The organism is Croceicoccus marinus (assembly GCF_001661675.2).
Lineage (GTDB): Bacteria > Pseudomonadota > Alphaproteobacteria > Sphingomonadales > Sphingomonadaceae > Croceicoccus > Croceicoccus marinus.
This window is the reverse complement of the sequence record NZ_CP019602.1, coordinates 1,666,072-1,684,387: the sequence shown is the minus strand read 5'-3', so window position 1 is coordinate 1,684,387 and position 18,316 is coordinate 1,666,072. Positions and strand designations below refer to the sequence as shown.

Genomic DNA, 18,316 nt, shown 5'->3' with positions numbered 1-18,316 from the left:
CATCGGGTAACCGCAGACCCCTGTAATCCGGGGTGCGGCAACAGGATCCGGGAAATGCGCGCGGCCCCGCAAGCGCCCACTGGAAAAGCCGCCCGGATTGGCATAGTGCGCGGCGCAACATTCGATTTCGGCGGCCCGGCAAGGGCTGCCTGCCCATCCAGACCAAGACGAGAAGCGAACCCTTTCCATGCATGCCTATCGCACCCACACCTGCGGCGCCCTGACGGCGACGAATGTCGGCGAGACGATCCGCCTGTCGGGCTGGATCCATCGCAAGCGCGACCATGGCGGCGTGCTGTTCGTCGACCTGCGCGACCATTACGGCATCACCCAGATCGTCGCGGACGAGGACAGTCCCGCGCTGCAGGTGCTGGACGGGCTGCGCGTGGAATCGGTCGTCACCATCGACGGCGAGGTCAAGGCCCGCAGCGAGAGCACGGTCAACGCGAACCTGCCCACCGGCGAGATCGAGGTCTATGCCCGCGGCATCACCGTGCAGAGCCGGGCCGAGGAACTTCCCATGCCCGTCGCGGGCGAGCAGGAATACCCCGAGGAGATCCGGCTGAAGAACCGCTTCCTCGACCTGCGGCGCGACAAGGTGCATGCGAACATCGTGCTGCGTTCGAAGGTCATCTCCTCGATCCGCCGCCGCATGACCGACAAGGGCTTCACCGAGTTCCAGACCCCGATCCTGGGCGCGTCCAGTCCCGAGGGTGCGCGCGATTACCTGGTGCCCGCGCGCATGCATCCGGGGCGCTTCTATGCGCTGCCGCAGGCGCCGCAAATGTTCAAGCAGCTGCTGATGGTCGCCGGTTTCGACCGCTATTTCCAGATCGCGCCCTGCTTCCGCGACGAGGATCTGCGCGCCGACCGCAGCCCCGAATTCTACCAGCTTGACTTCGAGATGAGCTATGTCACGCAGGAAGACGTGTTCCAGACGCTGGAGCCGGTGCTGGCCGGCGTGTTCGAGGAATTCTCGGGCGGCAAGACGGTGACGCCCGCGGGCGAATTCCCCCGCATCCCCTATGCCGAGGCGCTGCTGAAATACGGCAGCGACAAGCCCGACCTGCGCAACCCGCTGATCATCTCGGACGTGACCAGCCATTTCGAACAGTCCGGCTTCGGCCTGTTCGAGAAGATCGTCGGTTCGGGCGGCAAGGTGCGCGTGATCCCCGCGCCGAACACCGCGGACAAGAGCCGCAAGTTCTTCGACGACATGAACAACTGGGCGCGCCAGGAAGGCTTCGCCGGGCTGGGCTATGTCACCCGCAAGGGCGGCGAATTCGGCGGCCCGATCGCCAAGAACCACGGGCCCGAGCGCATGGAAGAGCTGTACAACGAACTGGGCCTTGGCCCCGACGACGGCCTGTTCTTCGCGGCGGGCAAGGAAAAGGACGCGGCCAAGCTGGCCGGCGCCGCGCGCACTCGCACGGCCGAGGAACTGGGCCTGATCGAGCAGGGCTGCTTCAAGTTCTGCTGGATCGTCGACTTCCCGATGTTCGAATATGACGAGGATCTGAAGAAGGTCGATTTCAGCCACAACCCGTTCTCGATGCCGCAGGGCGAGATGGAAGCGCTGGAGACGCAGGACCCGCTCGACATCCTCGCGTGGCAGTACGACATCGTGTGCAACGGTTACGAGCTGTCGTCGGGCGCGATCCGGAACCATCGCCCCGACATCATGTTCAAGGCGTTCGAGATCGCGGGCTATTCGAAGGAAGAGGTCGAGGCGAATTTCTCAGGGATGATCAACGCGTTCAAATATGGTGCCCCGCCGCATGGCGGTTCGGCGCCCGGCATCGACCGCATCGTCATGCTGCTGGCGGACGAGCCGAACATCCGCGAGGTCATCGCCTTCCCGATGAACCAGCGCGCGCAGGACCTGATGATGGGCGCGCCCAGCGTGGTAAGCCCGAAACAGCTGCGCGAGCTGTCGATCCGCACGGTCGAGCAGCCCAAGGCGAGCGAGGCCGAGAAGGTTCGCGTCGACCAGATCGGCGAGTGAGGCGGGCGATGCGGGCGCTGGCAATCGCGGCCGGATGGCGGTAATTGTTCAGCGCTTGCCAGCCGCTCTTGCCAGCGGCGCGCAGTCCGACTAGGGCCACGCCTGAGATTTATCCGATCCCGCCACGTTACGCTCGGGGCGGGACAGTTTTAGTACCGAGAGGTTTATTCATGAGCGACACCGAGGAACGCGTAAAGAAGATCGTCGTCGAGCACCTGGGCGTTGAAGCCGACAAGGTGACCATGGACGCGAGCTTTATCGACGATCTGGGCGCGGACAGCCTTGACATCGTCGAGCTGGTGATGGCGTTCGAGGAAGAGTTCGGGGTCGAGATCCCCGACGATGCCGCCGAGAAGATCACCACCGTGGGCGACGCGGTGAAGTATATCGAAGAGCACAAGGGCTAAGCCTGCAAAGGGCCGGCCCCGCGCCGGTACCGCTCTGATCGCCGGCGCTTCCCCGCGGGGACGTAGCGGGCAACCGGCAGGCTCGGCCCCATGTGGCTGGGCCTGCTGCGTTTCGGGGCGGTCCGGGCCGAAGGCCGGTCCGTCATCTGGGCAGGATGTCCGCCGCCGTGCGGATTGGCCGATAGGAAAGGATCACCCATGCGCCGTGTCGTCGTTACCGGACTTGGTCTTGTCACCCCGCTGGGGGCCGATGTCGAAACCGTCTGGGCGAATCTCATCGCCGGAAAATCGGGCGCGGGCCCCATCACCAGATTCGACGCAAGCGACCAGAAATGCCGCATCGCGTGCGAGGTGAAGCCCGCGGACCACGAATATGGCTTCGACCCCGACAAGCGCGTGGACCACAAGGTCCAGCGGCAGGTCGATCCGTTCATCGTCTATGGCATCGACGCCGCCGGACAGGCGATCGAGGATGCGGGCCTGACCGACATGCCCGAGGAAATGCGGTATCGCGCGGGCTGCTCGATCGGGTCGGGCATTGGCGGTCTTCCCGGGATCGAGAAGGAATCGCTGGTGCTGGCCGAAAAGGGGCCGAGCCGCGTCTCGCCGCATTTCGTCCATGGCCGGCTGATCAATCTGATCAGCGGTCAGGTTTCGATCAAGTACGGGCTGATGGGGCCGAACCACGCGGTGGTGACCGCCTGCTCCACCGGCGCGCATTCGATCGGCGATGCCGCGCGCATGATCAAGGACGACGATGCCGACATCATGCTGGCGGGCGGCTCTGAAGGCACCGTGTGCCCCATTGGCATCGCCGGCTTCGCGCAGGCACGCGCGCTGTCGACCGGCTTCAACGATGAACCGACCAAGGCCAGCCGTCCCTATGACGAGGCCCGCGACGGCTTCGTCATGGGCGAAGGCGCGGGCGTCGTCGTGCTGGAGGAATACGAACATGCCAAGGCGCGCGGCGCGAAGATCTATGCCGAGGTCGTGGGCTATGGCCTGTCGGGCGACGCCTATCACGTGACCGCACCGCATCCGGAAGGGTCGGGCGCCTATCGCTCGATGGCGATGGCATTGAAGAAGGCGGGCATGACCCCTGCCGACATCGACTATGTCAACGCGCATGGCACCAGCACCCCTCTGGGCGACGAGTTGGAACTGGGCGCGGTGCGCCGCCTGTTCGGCGATGCGATGGACGGCGTGTCGATGTCTTCGACCAAGTCGGCCATCGGCCATCTGCTGGGCGGCGCTGGCGCTGTCGAATCGATCTTCTGCATTCTGGCTATGCGCGACCAGATCGTGCCGCCCACGCTCAACCTCGATAACCCGAGCGAGAGCTGCAAGGGCGTCGACCTGGTGCCGCACAAGGCGAAGAAGCGCGAAGTGCGCGCGGTGCTGAACAATTCGTTCGGCTTCGGCGGCACCAATGCCTCGCTGATCATGAAGGCGGTGGACTAGACCGTCATGAAGCGCGGCTGGAGCGTCCTTGTCGCCGTTCTGGTGCTGGCGGCACTGGGCGCTGGCGGCTGGTTCCTGGCCGGCTGGTACGGCGGGGCGGGGCCGGACAAGGCGACCAGCTTCGTCGTGCCGCAGGGCGCGACACTGACGTCGACCGCGCAGAAACTGGCGGAGGAGGGGCTGATCTCCTCCTCCGACGGGTTCCTGCTGCGCGCCAAGCTGCTGGGCAGCGGCGATCCGGTGAAGGCGGGTGAATTCGCCATCCCCCCCGGCTCCAGCCCCGCGAGCATTCTGGACATTCTGCAGCATGGCGAGGTGATCCGCCGCTTCGTCACCATCCCCGAAGGTCTGCCATCGGTCATGGTGCACGAAAGGCTGATGGCCGAACCGCTGCTGACGGGTGAGATCGCCGTGCCCACCGAAGGGTCGGTCCTGCCCGACAGCTATGATTTCGAACGCGGCGAGGCGAGGGCGGACGTGCTCGCCCGCATGCAGGGCGCGATGAGCGAATTCATCGCCGCCGAATGGCCCAGGCGTGACAAGGGCCTGCCAGTTTCGACGCCTGAGGAAGCGATCGCGCTGGCCGCCATCGTCGAGAAGGAAACCGGCGTACCGCGGGAACGGCGCATGGTCGCGGGGCTCTATTCCAACCGCCTGCGCAAGGGCATGCGGCTGCAGGCCGATCCCACGATCATCTATCCGATCACCAGGGGCAAGCCGCTGGGCCGCCGCATCCGCCGCAGCGAGATCGATGCGGTGAACGGCTACAACACCTATTCGATGGTGGGCCTGCCGGTCGGGCCGATCACCAATCCCGGGCGCGAATCGATTCTGGCCGTGCTGCATCCGGCGGATACCGACGCGATCTACATGGTCGCGGACGGCAGCGGAGGGCATGCCTTCAGCGATACGCTGGCCGGCCACAACGACAATGTCGCGGCCTGGCGCAAACTGCGCCGCCAGCGCGGCGAGATCGAGTAGGCGCCAGCCGCGGGGGTTGACGCGCCGACGAGTCTGGCGCGTGGGCAGAGATTACGGCCACTAGGCTGCAATATACCGGCGCCGCTCAATTGCGGTGCAGCAAGAGGTCGATCGTGCCTAGCTGGCATCGATAGGCTGACAGGCTCGCCGGTCATACCCTTCAGGCGGCTATCCGATCGATCTGCGCCTGGGCGTCGAGATTGGCGGCAAGCTGCGGCGGACAGGCTCTGACCGACCAGATACGCCCGCGGCAGCCAAACACCCACGAACCTGGATCCTCGCGGCGCCCGCTTCAATTGCCGCAGCAAAGGGCATCAGGCGTTCGGCTTCAGCGACGAAGCGTTCGCAGCTGCGGAACGGAAATTCGAACGATAGCGTTTCATCGTCACAGCAGGCGGACGATCTCGACCTTCTGACTGTGCGAATACCGGATCGGCTCATCAGCCTGTCCGCAGGAACGAGGTGGGCGGCGCCACCCCCCCCCCCTCCAGGCGCCTCCCCCTCGTTCAATTTCCCCCAAGCTGGCATAGTGGCGAGATGTCTGGCCCCATCATTGTCACCGCCGCGCTTCCGCCTGCCGTTTTCGGTCCCGCCGATGCGCTGCGCCGCGCGCATTTCCCTCCCGAGCGCAATGTGCTGTCGGCCCATCTGACGCTGTTCCACGCCCTGCCCCCCTCCATCGAGGGTGAGTTGCGCGCGCTGATGGCGGATCTGGCGGCCCATCATGCGCCGCCGGCGGCAAGGCTTTCGCGGATCGTCTCACTGGGGCGGGGCACCGCGCTGGCGGTGGAAAGCGAGGGGCTGACGGAATTGCGCCACATCATCGCGGACCGCTTCGCCGGCTGCCTGACCGCGCAGGACCAGCACCGCCCCCGCTTTCACATCACCATCCAAAACAAGGTGAGCCCCCAAGATGCGCGTGCGCTGCAGGCGCAGTTGTCACCGGATTTTCAGCCGAAGGACTTCACCATACCCGCGCTTGAAGCCCATTATTACCGGGGCGGGCCGTGGGAACAGGCGGGGCGCTGGCCGCTGCGGGGCGGGGGATGAAGCCGGATTGCGAGCAGCGGTGGAAATCCCTTCACAAGGCGTATTGACCGCCGTGCAAGCTGCCCGTAAGAGGCCCGCCTGCCGGTTGCAAAGCGCCTGTTTTCAGGCCGCACGGCATCCCTTCGGGGCGGAGTAGCTCAGCTGGTTAGAGCAGCGGAATCATAATCCGCGTGTCGGGGGTTCAAGTCCCTCCTCCGCTACCATTTTTCAGGATATTTCGGCTGCTGCCGGCCTTCCCGTCGTCGTGTATCGGACTGGCGGGGAAACGTCGCCATAGCTCAGCCTGACCCGGGCCGCGATCGTCTTCGAACGACGGGCCATCACCGCCAGAAAACGCGCGCATCGCTTCTCCGGCATGGGGACTGCCGGGGGCAGGTCGGGCTTGCCGCGATTCGCAGGCTGAGCCGAGCGCAGGCGAATGTCGGCTTTCGTGCCGCGAAATCGGGCAACGCTTCGGATCGCTTCGATAGTTCGGGGCTTCACCCGATGGTAAGCCGGCATCGATCGGCGTCATCCTCCGCATTGCAAAATCGCATATGTGGGGCAGCACCTTAACCGGGACGATCCTTTCCCGACCCAGGCGGACACGCATTTTTCGGGCCCGATAGGGCGGTCCCATACCGATACCCATCCGGTCGCGGCCAACGTTCGGAAACGCCCGAAGCCGCACCGAACGTCCTTCTGATCCTGCTCGGCGATGTCGGCTTCGGCCATGCCTCCACCTTTGAAGGACCGGTCGACGGGCGGCACCGCATCGCTGTGCATGGGGGGAGGATGTCATCGGCGAACGCAGGTTCGAGAAGCAGATCGGCGCGCTTCACCGTGGGTGAGAGCGCCGATGTCGGCTGCGATCTAGTGTCCGAACTCGACGAAACTCCGGCAGGCTTCAACGGCAAGACTGAGCGGGTGATCGTCCATGTCAGCGACGGCAGTGTCGACGTTTTGCTCACCAGGTGAAGATCGCCATGTCGATGCAATAGGCGAAAGGCGCGGGAACGCGGCCTGTGGCGGCCCTGCGGTGTCGGCCCCGCGGCGCGATGCGTGGCGTGCGCCGGGCCGCGGGGCGATGCGCTCCTACTTCAGCACTTCTTTCTGCAGCACGCGCTGCAATTCCATCAAAGCGTCATGGTGCATGACCGGGATGCCGCCCGATCGGGGCCAGAACGCGCCGGTATGGCCGTGCAGATGATGCCCGGTCAGCGGGCGGCCCAGTTCCTCGAACCGATCGAGCACGGGCGGGATGGGATTGTCCGGCCGGGGCGCGTTCGCGATCTCTCCATCCGCGAACATGTCGGCGACGCATTCGTGGCTGAACAGGCTGGCCCTTGGGTCAAGGCGGTCGGCGGCGACCATCATGTCCTTGGCCGATACTTCCAGGTCGACGTCCATCCACAGGCACATCAGATGGGGCGGGCGGTATTCGCGGAAGGTGTCGGCGTAGAAGCCCTTGTGAAAGGTGACCTGTTCGAGCGACCCCAGACGGCGGATGTTCTCGGTCACTTCCTCAAGACTGCCCGCGTAGTCGCCTTCGGTATAGCCGCTGTGCTTCGCCTCGGGCAGGCCTTCGAAGGAATCGAAGATATGCATCTTCAGGTCCAGCTGCTTGCAGGCAAAGCTCAGCATCGATGAGCTGAAGCCCTTGAAGCAGCCGAATTCCGCGAAGTCGCCCTCGATGCCATGGGCTTTCAGCACATAGAGCTGGTGCGCGATCGACATGATCTCGGCCACCGAATTGGGCTTGCCGTGAAAATCGGCCGAACCGGGACGCGCGAGCTTGTTGGCGGTGGGGAAGAAGCGGTCGACGAAGGCGAAATGCGCGGCGATCGCCGACAGGTAACGGGCATAGTCCGCAAGCGCCGGTATCTCGCGCAGCGACGGGACGAGAAGGATCTTGCGCAAGGCGGCGACGAAACGCTTTTGCCCGGCCAGCGACAAAAGGTCGACGGTGACATCGGGATCGAAGGCTGCGATGATGTCGATGATCGCGGGAGGAAAAGGACCGGTGATGCCGGACCGCGGGGCGGAAGCGAGCTTATCCAGAAGCGCGTCGCCCGCAAGGCTTGCCGTCCCCAGCCAGGCCTTGGGCGCCAGCGACCCGTCTGCGCGAGCCGTGATCTTCACGTCGACGAGCCGGTCCTGGCTGATCGCGCTTTCGGGCAGCTCCAGCGTGAAGCCGCTGAACCGGGCGCGTTTGTAGCCAGGCAGACGGCGTTCGACATCGGGCCGTTCGCCGCCCGTCTTCGTGGAGGCGGCCAGCCTGCCGTCGATCCACGCCTCGATATGCAGGTCCTTGCCGCTGCGTGCCGCTGCCCAGCCGGAGAACCGGTTCAGCGCATTGGTATCGAGATGCCCCCTTGTCCCAACCATGCTGTTAAGCTGCCTTACCAGTCCCTTTGGACGTTTCATGGATATTCCTCAGTAAAGACGCGGCCCGGTCTTCATCCTGGAACGAAGCAGGCGCCGAAGCAGGGAAAATCATCGGCTGGCGAAGAAAGAAACATGCCCCAGCGAATACGTTACTTTGCAGCCGATCCGACATCAAGCGGCCGCAAAGCCGAAGATGAGGACAATATCGGTGCGCCAGGTCGATCGCCATCCGGCGCGAACCCATGAAACACCACCGGCCGACCGTTCATAGCGGTGAGGACTGCTGCCTCAGGATTTCGGCGGTTCGGTCGTCCGGGCCGCCGAACCAGCGGCGGAGGGCTGCTTCGCAGATCGGCTTGTCCTCGGCATGGCTGAACAATGTCAGCGATGATCTTAGCTTCATCGCATCGATGCCGCCGAAGACCCGCTCGGCATTGGTGTCTTTCAGGGTCTGCAGCGCAGCCACGCACTCTTCATAGCGCGGCCCCAGCGTCGGGTGCCGCAGATAGGCCTCGGCCTCTGCCAGCGAACCGATTGCATAGCGCTGCGCCATCATGCTCGATCCAAGGCCCGCGATCTGCGGAAAGACGAACCACATCCAGTGCGAGCGCTTCGCGCCGGCACGGATTTCGGACAGGGCCTGCGCGTAGCATCCCTGCTGGGCATCCACGAAGCGGTTCAAGTCAAAGGGATCGCTGCTCATCCATGCTGTCATGCCAGCACATGGCCGCGAAGCCAATGCGCGACCGATGCGCTGGCATCATCGCCGCAGGGATCGCGGCGAACGATGCGCGCCAGCGTGCCCTTACAACTCGATCCGCAAGGGAACGCGCGCCAGCATGGTGTGCGCGGTCATGTAGAGCGCCGCGCCGCCGGTATCGCCCCGCCCGATGACGCAGTTCGCCACGGCCGTGCCGGTGCTGATCATGCCCAGCAGCTGTCCGGTGGGCGACAATATATGGACGCCGCCGGGGCCGGTGGCGAAGACGTGGCCCGTCTTGTCGACCTTCAGCCCGTCGGGCAGGCCGGGCAGGCCGGCGTCGAACTGCGCCTGCATGTCGTGGAATACGCGCGGCGGCCCTACCGGGCGGCCATTGTCCCCAAGGGTATACGCCAGCACGGCGGGCCGCTGCTCGTCCGACAGCGCGAGATAGAGCGTGCGCTCGTCCGGCGACAGCGCCACGCCATTGGGGCGGCGGTGCTGGTCGAGCAGATAGAGGCTGCCGTCGGTATCGTGCAGGTACAGGCCGTTCTGGTTCACCTCGCGCAGCGGCGAATTGTCCGCGTCGGCAAAGCCATAGGGCGGATCGGTGAAATAGATCCTGCCGCCGCGCGTGATGGTAAGGTCGTTGGGGCTGTTGAAGCGCTTGCCCTGATATGTTTCCACCAGCTCCGTCCTGCGCATGGTGTCCAGATCCAGCGCGGCGATGGCGCGGGTGCCGCTGTCGGCAAAGACCAGGCGGCCGGCGGGATCGATCGCCATGCCATTCGCGCCGGCCTCGCGGATTTCGGGCGGGACGGTCCCGGCAAGTCCGGACGGTCGGCGGAACTCCTCCACCTCGCCGCCGGGCACATAGCGGTACATCACGTTATTGCTGGGATCGTTGAACAGCAGATAGCCGGCGGGCACCCAGACCGGACCCTCGGCCCAGCTATAGCCCGTCGCCAGCACTTCGGGCCGGACCGATGGATCGATGATTCGGGACAGCGCGGGATCGTACTGGATCACGCTGCCGACGTATTGCGCAGCGGAACTCGACGGGCCCGCCATGCGCGAGGCGCAGGCCGCCAGGGGCAGTGCCGCCATTCCGGCCAGCAACGCGCGCCTCGTCGCCGCCACCGGCGGGGTCACGCGAATGGCCACAGCATCGCCGCCACGGCGAACATGGTGATGCCTGCGATTGTCGAGCATAGGGTCCAACTCCGGAATGTCTGCGCCTCTGAAAGGCCTAGGAACTGCTTCACCAGCCAGAAGCCGGTATCGTTGACGTGGCTGGCCACCGACGCGCCCGCGCCGATGGCGACGGTTACCAGCGCGATCTGGCCGGGAGACAGGCCTGCGGCGGCGATCAGGGGCGCGGCCAGACCTGCGGCTGTCACCATCGCCACCGTCGCCGATCCCTGCGCCACGCGGACGAAGGCGGACAGCAGGAAGGCGAACACCAGCGGCGACAGATCTGCCGATGCGACGACCTCGGTTATCCGGTCGCCCGCGCCGGACTGGATCAGCACCTCCTTGTAAGCAGCGCCCGCACCGACGACGAGCACCATCAGCCCCGCCGGGGCCAGCGCCCGCGTCATCACGTCGGAAATCGTCGCCAGCGGCGCCCCCGCCACCAGCCGTAGCCACGTGCCGACCAGCGCGCAGGCAATGATCAGCGCGGTGAAAGGATGACCGATGAACGTGACCGCCTGTTTCAGCGGGCCGTCATCCATCAGCCAGTCCGCCATGGCCGCCAGCATGATCAGCGCCAGCGGCACCAGCATGCCCGCCAGCGCCATGCCGAAACCGATCTGGCAGATCTTGGGCGAATCCTCGTCGAATTGCGGGGGCGGCGACTGGTCGCCGAAGCCCGGCGCGCCATGCGCCAGCCGGGCGAAGATCGGACCCGCGACGATCGCCGCCGGAATGCCGCAGGCAAGCCCGTACATCGCCAGCAGTCCGTAATCGGTGCCGATCAGCTCGGCCACGGCGACGGGGCCGGGGTGGGGCGGCAGCAGCGCATGCATCACCAGCAGCGCCGCCAGCAGCGGCAGCGCGAAATAGGTCACGCGCCGTCCCGCCCGCAGCGAAAGCGTGGTGACCAGCGGGGCCAGCACGATGAACGCCACGTCGAAGAACAGCGGAATGCCGACGATGATGCCGATCGCCGTCAACGCCCACGTCGCGCGCTTCTCGCCAAAGGCGGACAGCAGCCGGTGCGCCAGTGCCGCGACGCCTCCGCTGGCTTCCAGCATTCCGCCTAGCATCGCGCCTAGGCCGATCACCACCGCCACGAAGCCCAGCGCCTGTCCGGTGCCGGTACGAACCGCCTCGATCACGTCGGCGGGATTGCCGCCCAGCGCCAGGCCGGTGCCCAGCGCGACCACCAGTAGCGCGATGAACGCCGGCACCTTGAGCCGCAGCACCATCGCGATAAGCGCCGCGATGCTGAGCGCGACGATCAGCAGGACCGGGCCGGTGCCCGCGCTTATCACCGGATCATCCAATGGTGACATCGGTGGGAAGCGCGGCCCCCGCCATTGCGCCATCGGCCAGCGGATAGGACCGGGGCACGGTCAGCACGGCGGTCTGACGAATATCTTCGGACGACGATCCGACCATGATGTCGACATCGCCCGCGGCGACCTTCCAGCCATCGTCCCAATGGGCGAACTGGTCGCTGCCCAGCATGAAGGTAACGCGCCGCGACTGGCCGGGAGCCAGCGGCACGCGGGCAAAGCCGCGCAGCTCCTTCACCGGACGGGCAAGTCCCGCAACCGGCGCGCGGACGTAAAGCTGCACCACCTCGTCCGCCGCGACCGTGCCGGTGTTCCTGACGTTCAGTGCGACGGTATAGCGGGCCGCCTCGCCCGCGTCCTGAGCCGCGACCTGAAGCCCGGAATAGGCGAAGCGGCCATAGCTCAGTCCATGGCCGAACGGGAACAGCGGGCCAATGTCCACGTCGCGGTAGCGCGCGCTGTCCACCGCCAGGTCGGGGTCCGCGGGCCTTCCCGTCGGGGGATGCGCATAGAACATCGGCATCTGCCCGCTGCGCCGCGGAATGCCCATCGGCAGCCGCCCTGCGGGAGATATGCGGCCCAGCAGCACGTCGGCGATGGCATGCCCGCTTTCATTGCCCAGGAACCAGGTCTCGACCACGGCCGGAATGTCCGCCAGCGCGTCTTCAAGCGCCAGCGGGCGGCCGTTCATGAGCACGGCGACGACAGGCTTGCCGGTCGCGCGCAGCGCTTCGATCAGGGCGGTCTGGGCGCCGGGCAGGGTGATGTCCGACCGGCTGCGCGCTTCGCCGGAATAATCGTAATCCTCGCCCAGCGCGACGACCACCACATCGGCCCGATTGGCAGCGGCCACGGCGTCAGCGATGCCGCTGGTGTCGTCGCTGCGCGGTTCGGCGCCCGGTACGTAATCGACGTTCCCGGCTTCGCCCAAAGCCTGCCGCAGCGTTACCGATTCCTCGGCCCTGCCGCGGGCGCGCCACGATCCCAGCGTGCTTGAGGCATCGTCCGCCAGCGCACCGATCAGCGCGATCCTGCGACCCGCTGCTATCGGCAGCACCTCACCCTCGTTCCGCAGCAGCACGATCGAGCGCTGCGCCGCGCGGCGCGCTGCCGCACGGTGCTCCGCCGATCCCAGCACCACCCGTTGCCGCGCAGCATCGCCGAAACGGAAGGGATCGTCGAACAGGCCAAGCCGCGCCTTGGCGGCAAGGATGCGGCCCACCGCCTCGTCCACCAGCGGCAGCAGCGTGGGATCCGCCGCCACCGCCGTGCCGAGATGATCGGCATAGGTGTCGCTGGTCATGTCCATGTCGACGCTGGCCCGCAGCGCCAGCGCGGCCGCTTCGGCAGGGGTGGCCGCCGCGCCATGCGCCATCAATTCCTTTATCGCGTTCCAGTCGCTGACCACCAGCCCCTGATAGCCCCACTCCTGGCGCAATATGCCGCGCACCAGATCGGCATTGCCGGTCGTCGGCACGCCTGCAAGATCGTTGAACGCGGTCATCATCGTGCCGACGCCCGCATTGGACGCAGCGTGGAACGGCGCGAGATAGGTTTCCCGCAAGGTGCGTTCGGACAGCTCGGCGCTGTCATAATCGCGGCCCCCGATCGCCGCGCCATAGGCGCCAATATGTTTGGCACAGGCGAGCATCGCATCGGGGTTGTCGAGATCGGCTGTCTGGAACCCCTCGATCTGGGCGACCGCGATGCGGGCACCCAGATAAGGATCTTCGCCCGCCCCTTCGACCACGCGGCCCCAGCGGGCATCGCGCGCGATGTCGATCATCGGCGCAAAGGTCCAGTGAAGCCCGCTGACCGACGATTCGACCGCCGCGACCCGCGATGCCTGACGTGCGACATCGGGATCGAAGCTGGCCGCCATGGCCAGCGGAACGGGGAAGATGGTGCGATAGCCATGCACGACATCCATCGCGAACAGCAGCGGAATGCCCAGCCGCGATTCCTCTACCGCAACGCGCTGCAGCGCCAATAGCGGCTCTGCCCCCGCGACATGCAGGAACGATCCGACCCGGCCCGCGCGCACGCGGTCCAGCGCGGCGGCGTCCAGCCGCGAGTTCAGCGCGATCTGACGTCCCCCCGCGATCTGGGTCATCTGCCCCAGCTTCTCGTCCAGCGTCATGGCGGCGACCAGCGCGGCGATGCGGCTTTCCTGCGCGGCGGTCAGCTGGTGCGAGGGGGCAGCGGCAAGCGCGGGAAAGCGGGCGCTGGCGGCAAGAAGCGTGCCGGCGACCAGCACGCTGCGACGATTGACCATCACGATCCCGCGAGCCGGATGGCGCGGCCCTCGCGCGCGGACTGGTAGATCGCCTCGATGATCCGCATGTCGCGCAGGCCTTCTTCGCCTGATGCGCGCGGCTCGACCCCGGCGAAGATCGCTTCGGGCAGATGGTCAAGCTGCGCCGCGAACTGGTTCTTGGGAGGCGGTGGCAGGACGACTTCCCGAGTCTCTCCATCGCGATGCACCCAGAACTGGTGTCCGTCATACGAAGTGGCGGGTTCGGCCCGCAGGAAACCGTCCCTGCCGTGGAAGCGATAGTTGTTGTGGTTCGACGAATAGGAACTGACGCAGCTTGCCATCACGCCCGAGGGGAAGCGAAGCTGGAAATCGATCCGGTCCTCGACCGTGGCGAATCGGGGGTCGCTGCGGTCGGTGGTTTCCATGGCCATGACCTCGGTCGGCTCCTCACCCGCCAGATAGCGCGCGGCCTGAAGGCTGTAGATCCCGATATCCATCAGCGATCCGCCGCCCGACAACGGACGTTCCAGCCGCCACTGGTTCGGCTGCGCATAGAAGCCATGTTCCGAAGTGATGATCTGCGTCGGTCCAAGGTCGCCGCGTTGCGCCAGCGCCATCGCATACAGATTGTGCGGTTCGAACTGCGATCGGTAACCTATCATCAGCCTGGTGCCCGCCTTGCGGCAGGCGGCGATCATCGCCTCGCACTCCGCCGAGCTGATTGCCATCGGCTTTTCGCACATGACATGCTTGCCCGCCTGCGCCGCGCGGATCGTATATTCGGCGTGCATGGAATTGGGCAGCACGACATAGACGATGTCGATGTCCGGATTGTCGCGGATGGAATCGAAGTTGGCGTAATTATAGTGATGCGTGCTGGGGATGCCGTATTCGGCGCCATAGCGGGCTAGTTTTTCCGGCGTCCCGCTGACCAGTGCGGTCAGTTTGGCGTGTTCGCAGCCGCCGATCCGCGGCATGATCTGGTTGGTGGCATAGGAGCCGAGCCCCACGATCGCATAGCCCAGCTTGCGCCGCGGCTGCGCGGCCGACAGTTTACCTGCAGATCCAAGGCTATAGGCGGCGGCAAAGCCCGCGCCCATTCCCATCACAACATCCCGCCGATTTGCCTTCATCATCCCTGACCCCCATCACGACCCGGTTCTTCCGGCGTCATCATCCGTTCGATGGTAGCGGTATCATGCTTCGTATCTGTCGCAAAGGGGGCGCTGCGGAAGTCGGGGATTTCGCGATCATGCGGGGTAGGGCGGCCAATTCGGAGCTGTCTGGCGCGGATCCGGTGGCCGTGCGGGGATGGCCCTGCGAATCTTCAGGCAGGCCGGCTTCGACTTTGAATCGCGTGCCGATCATCCCGCGCGTTCGGGGTAGCAGGACTGTCAGCAAACGCCGATCCGCGCGGTCAGCAACATGGCATTCCGGCCCCCCGCGCCCTGTTCGCCGCATTTGATCGCCGATTGGCGGCAAAAGCGCCGGAAGCCGCTTGATTCCGGTGGCTTTGTGTGATTCTCCTGCAATTCATGAGCGATCGAGAGAATCCAGGCCACGATGCACCCAAAGGCGACCAGAGCCTGGTTCGCCGAGGGCGCCGTGTGGCCGCGCCTCCCCGGGCGCGGCGGCGCGGGCTGGGACAGGTCGCGGCGGCCGCCGGTATCATCGCCTTTGCCGCGCTTGCACTGGTCGGGCCGACCGGCGTCAGCGCATGGGCGGATTCGCGCCAGAAGCTGCAGCATCGCGAGACCCAGCTTACCGAACTGCGAGCCGAGCGCGACCGCATCGCCAACCGGGTCGAACTGCTCGATCCCGAAAATGCCGATCCCGACCTGGTCGGCGAATTGCTGCGCAACAACCTCAATGTCGCGCACCCTGACGAGATCGTGGTTCCGCGCGACTGAGCGGATGTTGCAGCGCGGCATGCAATTTCTGCAAGTCGCCGCTCGTCATGCTCATTTCAAATTGCCGGTCAATCGCTTGCACCCATCGCCCAAGTGATAATATAGCGTGCCGGCGAAATCAGGGCATCCTCCCCATTAGCCCTGATGCGAGACGAGGATATCCGACTTGGCAGCCGATAGCGTAACGCCCCCGACTGACGATCCCGACTTCAAGCTCCGCAGCCTGCAGGAGGCCTATGACAAGGCTGGCTCCTACAAGGCGTCGGACGAAGAGCTGATGGCATTGTACGAGCAGATGCTGCTCATCCGCCGGTTTGAGGAAAAGGCCGGCCAGATGTATGGCCTTGGCCTGATCGGCGGGTTCTGCCACCTCTACATCGGTCAGGAAGCCGTCGCGGTCGGCCTGCAATCGGCGCTGGCCGAGGGCAAGGACAGCGTGATCACCGGCTACCGCGACCACGGCCACATGCTGGCCTATGGCATCGACCCCAAGATCATCATGGCCGAGCTGACCGGCCGGCAGGCCGGCATTTCCAAGGGCAAGGGCGGCTCGATGCACATGTTCAGTACCGAACATGCGTTCTATGGCGGCCACGGTATCGTCGGCGCGCAGGTTCCGCTTGGCGCGGGCCTGGCGTTCGCGCACAAGTACCGCGAGGATGGCGGCGTGTGTCTTGCCTATTTCGGCGACGGCGCGGCCAACCAGGGCCAGGTGTACGAAACCTTCAACATGGCCTCGCTTTGGCAGCTTCCGATCATCTTCGTGATCGAGAACAACCAGTACGCCATGGGCACCAGCACAGCGCGGTCCTCGGCCGAAACCGAGTTTCACCGCCGCGGCACCGCGTTCCGCATTCCCGGCATGGATGTCGATGGCATGGACGTGCTGGCCGTGCGCGGCGCGATCGAGATTGCGCTCGACCATGTGCGCGGCGGCGGCGGCCCGGTCCTGATGGAACTGAGCACATATCGCTATCGCGGCCATTCCATGTCCGACCCCGCGAAATACCGCACGCGTGAGGAAGTGCAGGAGATGCGCGACAAGCGCGATCCGATCGAGGCTGCGAAGGCCGAACTGCTGAAGCGCGGTGTTGACGAGGAACAGTTGAAAGAGCTTGAAAAGACCATTCGTTCGCAAGTGAACGAAGCCGCCGATTTCGCGGAAAGCTCGCCCGAGCCGGAGCCGTCCGAACTCTACACCGACGTTCTGGTGGAGAGCTACTGATGGCAACCGCGATCAAGATGCCCGCGCTTTCCCCGACGATGGAGGAAGGCACGCTGGCAAAGTGGCTGGTCAAGGAAGGCGACAGCGTGTCGCCTGGCGACATCCTTGCCGAGATCGAGACCGACAAGGCGACGATGGAATTCGAGTGCATCGATGAAGGCACCGTCGGCGCGATCACCGTTCCCGAGGGGACGGAGAACGTGAAGGTCGGAACGGTCATCGCCGTTCTGGACGGCGATGCCAGCGATGTCGGCGGCGCTGACGCCGGGGCCGAGGTGAAAGACGTACCGGGCGAAGGCAAGGACGTGGGCCGCGAGGCCGGATCGGAAGGTGCGCAGCCGCCCGAAGCCAAGCCCGCCCCCAAGGAATGCGCCAACGACCCCGAGATCGCCGAGGGCACCTCGATGACTTCGGTCACCGTGCGCGAGGCACTTCGCGACGCCATGGCCGAGGAAATGCGCGCCGACGACACCATCTTCGTGATGGGCGAGGAGGTCGCGGAATACCAGGGCGCCTACAAGGTAACTCAGGGCCTGCTCGACGAATTCGGTGCCAAGCGCGTGATCGACACGCCGATCACCGAATATGGCTTCGCCGGCATCGGTACGGGCGCGGCGATGGGCGGCCTGAAGCCGATCGTCGAGTTCATGACCTTCAACTTCGCGATGCAGGCGATCGACCACATCATCAACTCGGCGGCAAAGACCAATTACATGTCGGGCGGCCAGATGCGCTGCCCGGTGGTGTTCCGCGGTCCGAACGGTGCCGCCAGCCGCGTCGGCGCGCAGCACAGCCAGAACTATGGTCCGTGGTACGCCAGCGTGCCCGGCCTGGTCGTGATCGCGCCCTATGACAGCCGCGATGCCAAGGGCCTGCTGAAGGCGGCGATCCGTTCGCCCGATCCGGTCGTGTTCCTCGAAAACGAGCTGCTGTACGGCAAGAGCTTCGACGTCCCCGATGTCGACGACTGGGTCCTGCCCATCGGCAAGGCCCGCATCATGCGCGAAGGGTCGGACGTGACGATCGTGTCCTATTCGATCGGCGTCGGCTTCGCGCTGGAAGCGGCGGAGAAGCTGGCAGGCGAGGGGATCGATGCCGAGGTGATCGACCTGCGCACGCTGCGTCCGCTCGATGCCGATACGGTGCTGGAATCGCTCAAGAAGACCAACCGCCTGGTCGTCGCGGAGGAGGGCTATCCGGCCTGCTCCATCGCCAGCGAGATCAGCGCGATCTGCATGGAGCGCGGTTTCGACTATCTCGACGCTCCGGTCCTGCGCGTCAGCGACGAGGATGTGCCGCTGCCCTACGCAGCCAATCTTGAGAAGCTTGCACTGATCGATGCCGAGCGCATCGTGAAGGCCGCGAAGAAGGTCTGCTACAAGGACTGAGCGGTCAGCGACGAAAAGCAAAAGGCCCGCCGTTCTGGCGGGC

15 protein-coding genes and 1 tRNA gene are annotated in these 18,316 nt (G+C 65.6%); 10 read left to right on the top strand and 6 right to left on the bottom strand.

Going from position 1 to position 18,316, the window contains the following annotated elements; all coding sequences use genetic code 11:
- The first annotated feature begins 187 nt into the window (after positions 1-187).
- From aspS to A9D14_RS07910, 7 genes are all read left to right on the top strand, one after another.
- Positions 188-2,005 (top strand): aspartate--tRNA ligase, encoded by a 1,818-nt coding sequence (aspS, locus tag A9D14_RS07940; protein ID WP_066845000.1) that lies wholly within the window; start codon positions 188-190, stop codon positions 2,003-2,005.
- A 170-nt stretch (positions 2,006-2,175) separates the two neighbouring features.
- Positions 2,176-2,412, top strand: coding sequence for an acyl carrier protein (locus A9D14_RS07935; RefSeq protein ID WP_047821044.1), 237 nt, complete (start codon positions 2,176-2,178; stop codon positions 2,410-2,412).
- Between the two features lie 198 nt (positions 2,413-2,610).
- Positions 2,611-3,873: a beta-ketoacyl-ACP synthase II gene (gene fabF, locus A9D14_RS07930; protein WP_066844997.1), complete on the top strand. Its 1,263-nt coding sequence runs from the start codon at positions 2,611-2,613 to the stop codon at positions 3,871-3,873.
- A 6-nt stretch (positions 3,874-3,879) separates the two neighbouring features.
- Positions 3,880-4,854, top strand: a complete 975-nt coding sequence (mltG, locus tag A9D14_RS07925; protein WP_066844994.1) for an endolytic transglycosylase MltG — start codon at positions 3,880-3,882, stop codon at positions 4,852-4,854.
- 537 nt (positions 4,855-5,391) lie between these two features.
- Positions 5,392-5,904 (top strand): 2'-5' RNA ligase family protein, encoded by a 513-nt coding sequence (locus A9D14_RS07920; RefSeq protein ID WP_066844992.1) that lies wholly within the window; start codon positions 5,392-5,394, stop codon positions 5,902-5,904.
- 126 nt (positions 5,905-6,030) lie between these two features.
- Positions 6,031-6,107, top strand: a tRNA-Met gene (locus tag A9D14_RS07915).
- A gap of 571 nt (positions 6,108-6,678) precedes the next feature.
- Entirely contained in the window at positions 6,679-6,861 is a 183-nt protein-coding gene (locus tag A9D14_RS07910) for a hypothetical protein (RefSeq protein WP_066844989.1), read from the top strand.
- Between the two features lie 117 nt (positions 6,862-6,978).
- Here A9D14_RS07910 and A9D14_RS07905 read toward each other — a convergent pair whose 3' ends face one another.
- The 6 genes from A9D14_RS07905 to A9D14_RS07880 all read right to left on the bottom strand — a co-directional run bounded on the left by A9D14_RS07905 (position 6,979) and on the right by A9D14_RS07880 (position 14,883).
- Positions 6,979-8,310, bottom strand: coding sequence for a TylF/MycF/NovP-related O-methyltransferase (locus A9D14_RS07905; RefSeq protein ID WP_083987786.1), 1,332 nt, complete (start codon positions 8,308-8,310; stop codon positions 6,979-6,981).
- A 226-nt stretch (positions 8,311-8,536) separates the two neighbouring features.
- The gene (locus A9D14_RS07900) at positions 8,537-8,974 is read right to left on the bottom strand and encodes a DUF1810 domain-containing protein (RefSeq protein WP_066844983.1); all 438 of its coding nucleotides are present in this window, start codon (positions 8,972-8,974) and stop codon (positions 8,537-8,539) included.
- A 102-nt stretch (positions 8,975-9,076) separates the two neighbouring features.
- Positions 9,077-10,135: an SMP-30/gluconolactonase/LRE family protein gene (locus A9D14_RS07895; RefSeq protein WP_232468466.1), complete on the bottom strand. Its 1,059-nt coding sequence runs from the start codon at positions 10,133-10,135 to the stop codon at positions 9,077-9,079.
- Complete coding sequence (locus A9D14_RS07890; protein WP_232468465.1) at positions 10,120-11,469, bottom strand: GntP family permease; 1,350 nt, start codon at positions 11,467-11,469, stop codon at positions 10,120-10,122. Before A9D14_RS07890 ends, A9D14_RS07895 begins: the two co-directional genes overlap by 16 nt.
- A 4-nt stretch (positions 11,470-11,473) precedes the next feature.
- A complete protein-coding gene (locus tag A9D14_RS07885) occupies positions 11,474-13,768 on the bottom strand; it encodes a glycoside hydrolase family 3 N-terminal domain-containing protein (RefSeq protein WP_066844978.1) in 2,295 nt (764 codons plus the stop codon).
- Positions 13,768-14,883, bottom strand: a complete 1,116-nt coding sequence (locus A9D14_RS07880; RefSeq protein WP_066848601.1) for a Gfo/Idh/MocA family protein — start codon at positions 14,881-14,883, stop codon at positions 13,768-13,770. Before A9D14_RS07880 ends, A9D14_RS07885 begins: the two co-directional genes overlap by 1 nt.
- A 474-nt stretch (positions 14,884-15,357) precedes the next feature.
- Here A9D14_RS07880 and A9D14_RS07875 point away from each other — a divergent pair, with 474 nt between their 5' ends.
- From A9D14_RS07875 to A9D14_RS07865, 3 genes are all read left to right on the top strand, one after another.
- A complete protein-coding gene (locus tag A9D14_RS07875) occupies positions 15,358-15,660 on the top strand; it encodes an FtsB family cell division protein (protein ID WP_066848598.1) in 303 nt (100 codons plus the stop codon).
- Between the two features lie 166 nt (positions 15,661-15,826).
- A complete protein-coding gene (gene pdhA, locus A9D14_RS07870) occupies positions 15,827-16,885 on the top strand; it encodes a pyruvate dehydrogenase (acetyl-transferring) E1 component subunit alpha (RefSeq protein ID WP_232468464.1) in 1,059 nt (352 codons plus the stop codon).
- Positions 16,885-18,273, top strand: coding sequence for a pyruvate dehydrogenase complex E1 component subunit beta (locus tag A9D14_RS07865; protein WP_066844971.1), 1,389 nt, complete (start codon positions 16,885-16,887; stop codon positions 18,271-18,273). The genes pdhA and A9D14_RS07865 overlap by 1 nt, the downstream gene beginning before the upstream one ends.
- Positions 18,274-18,316: the final 43 nt, after the last annotated feature.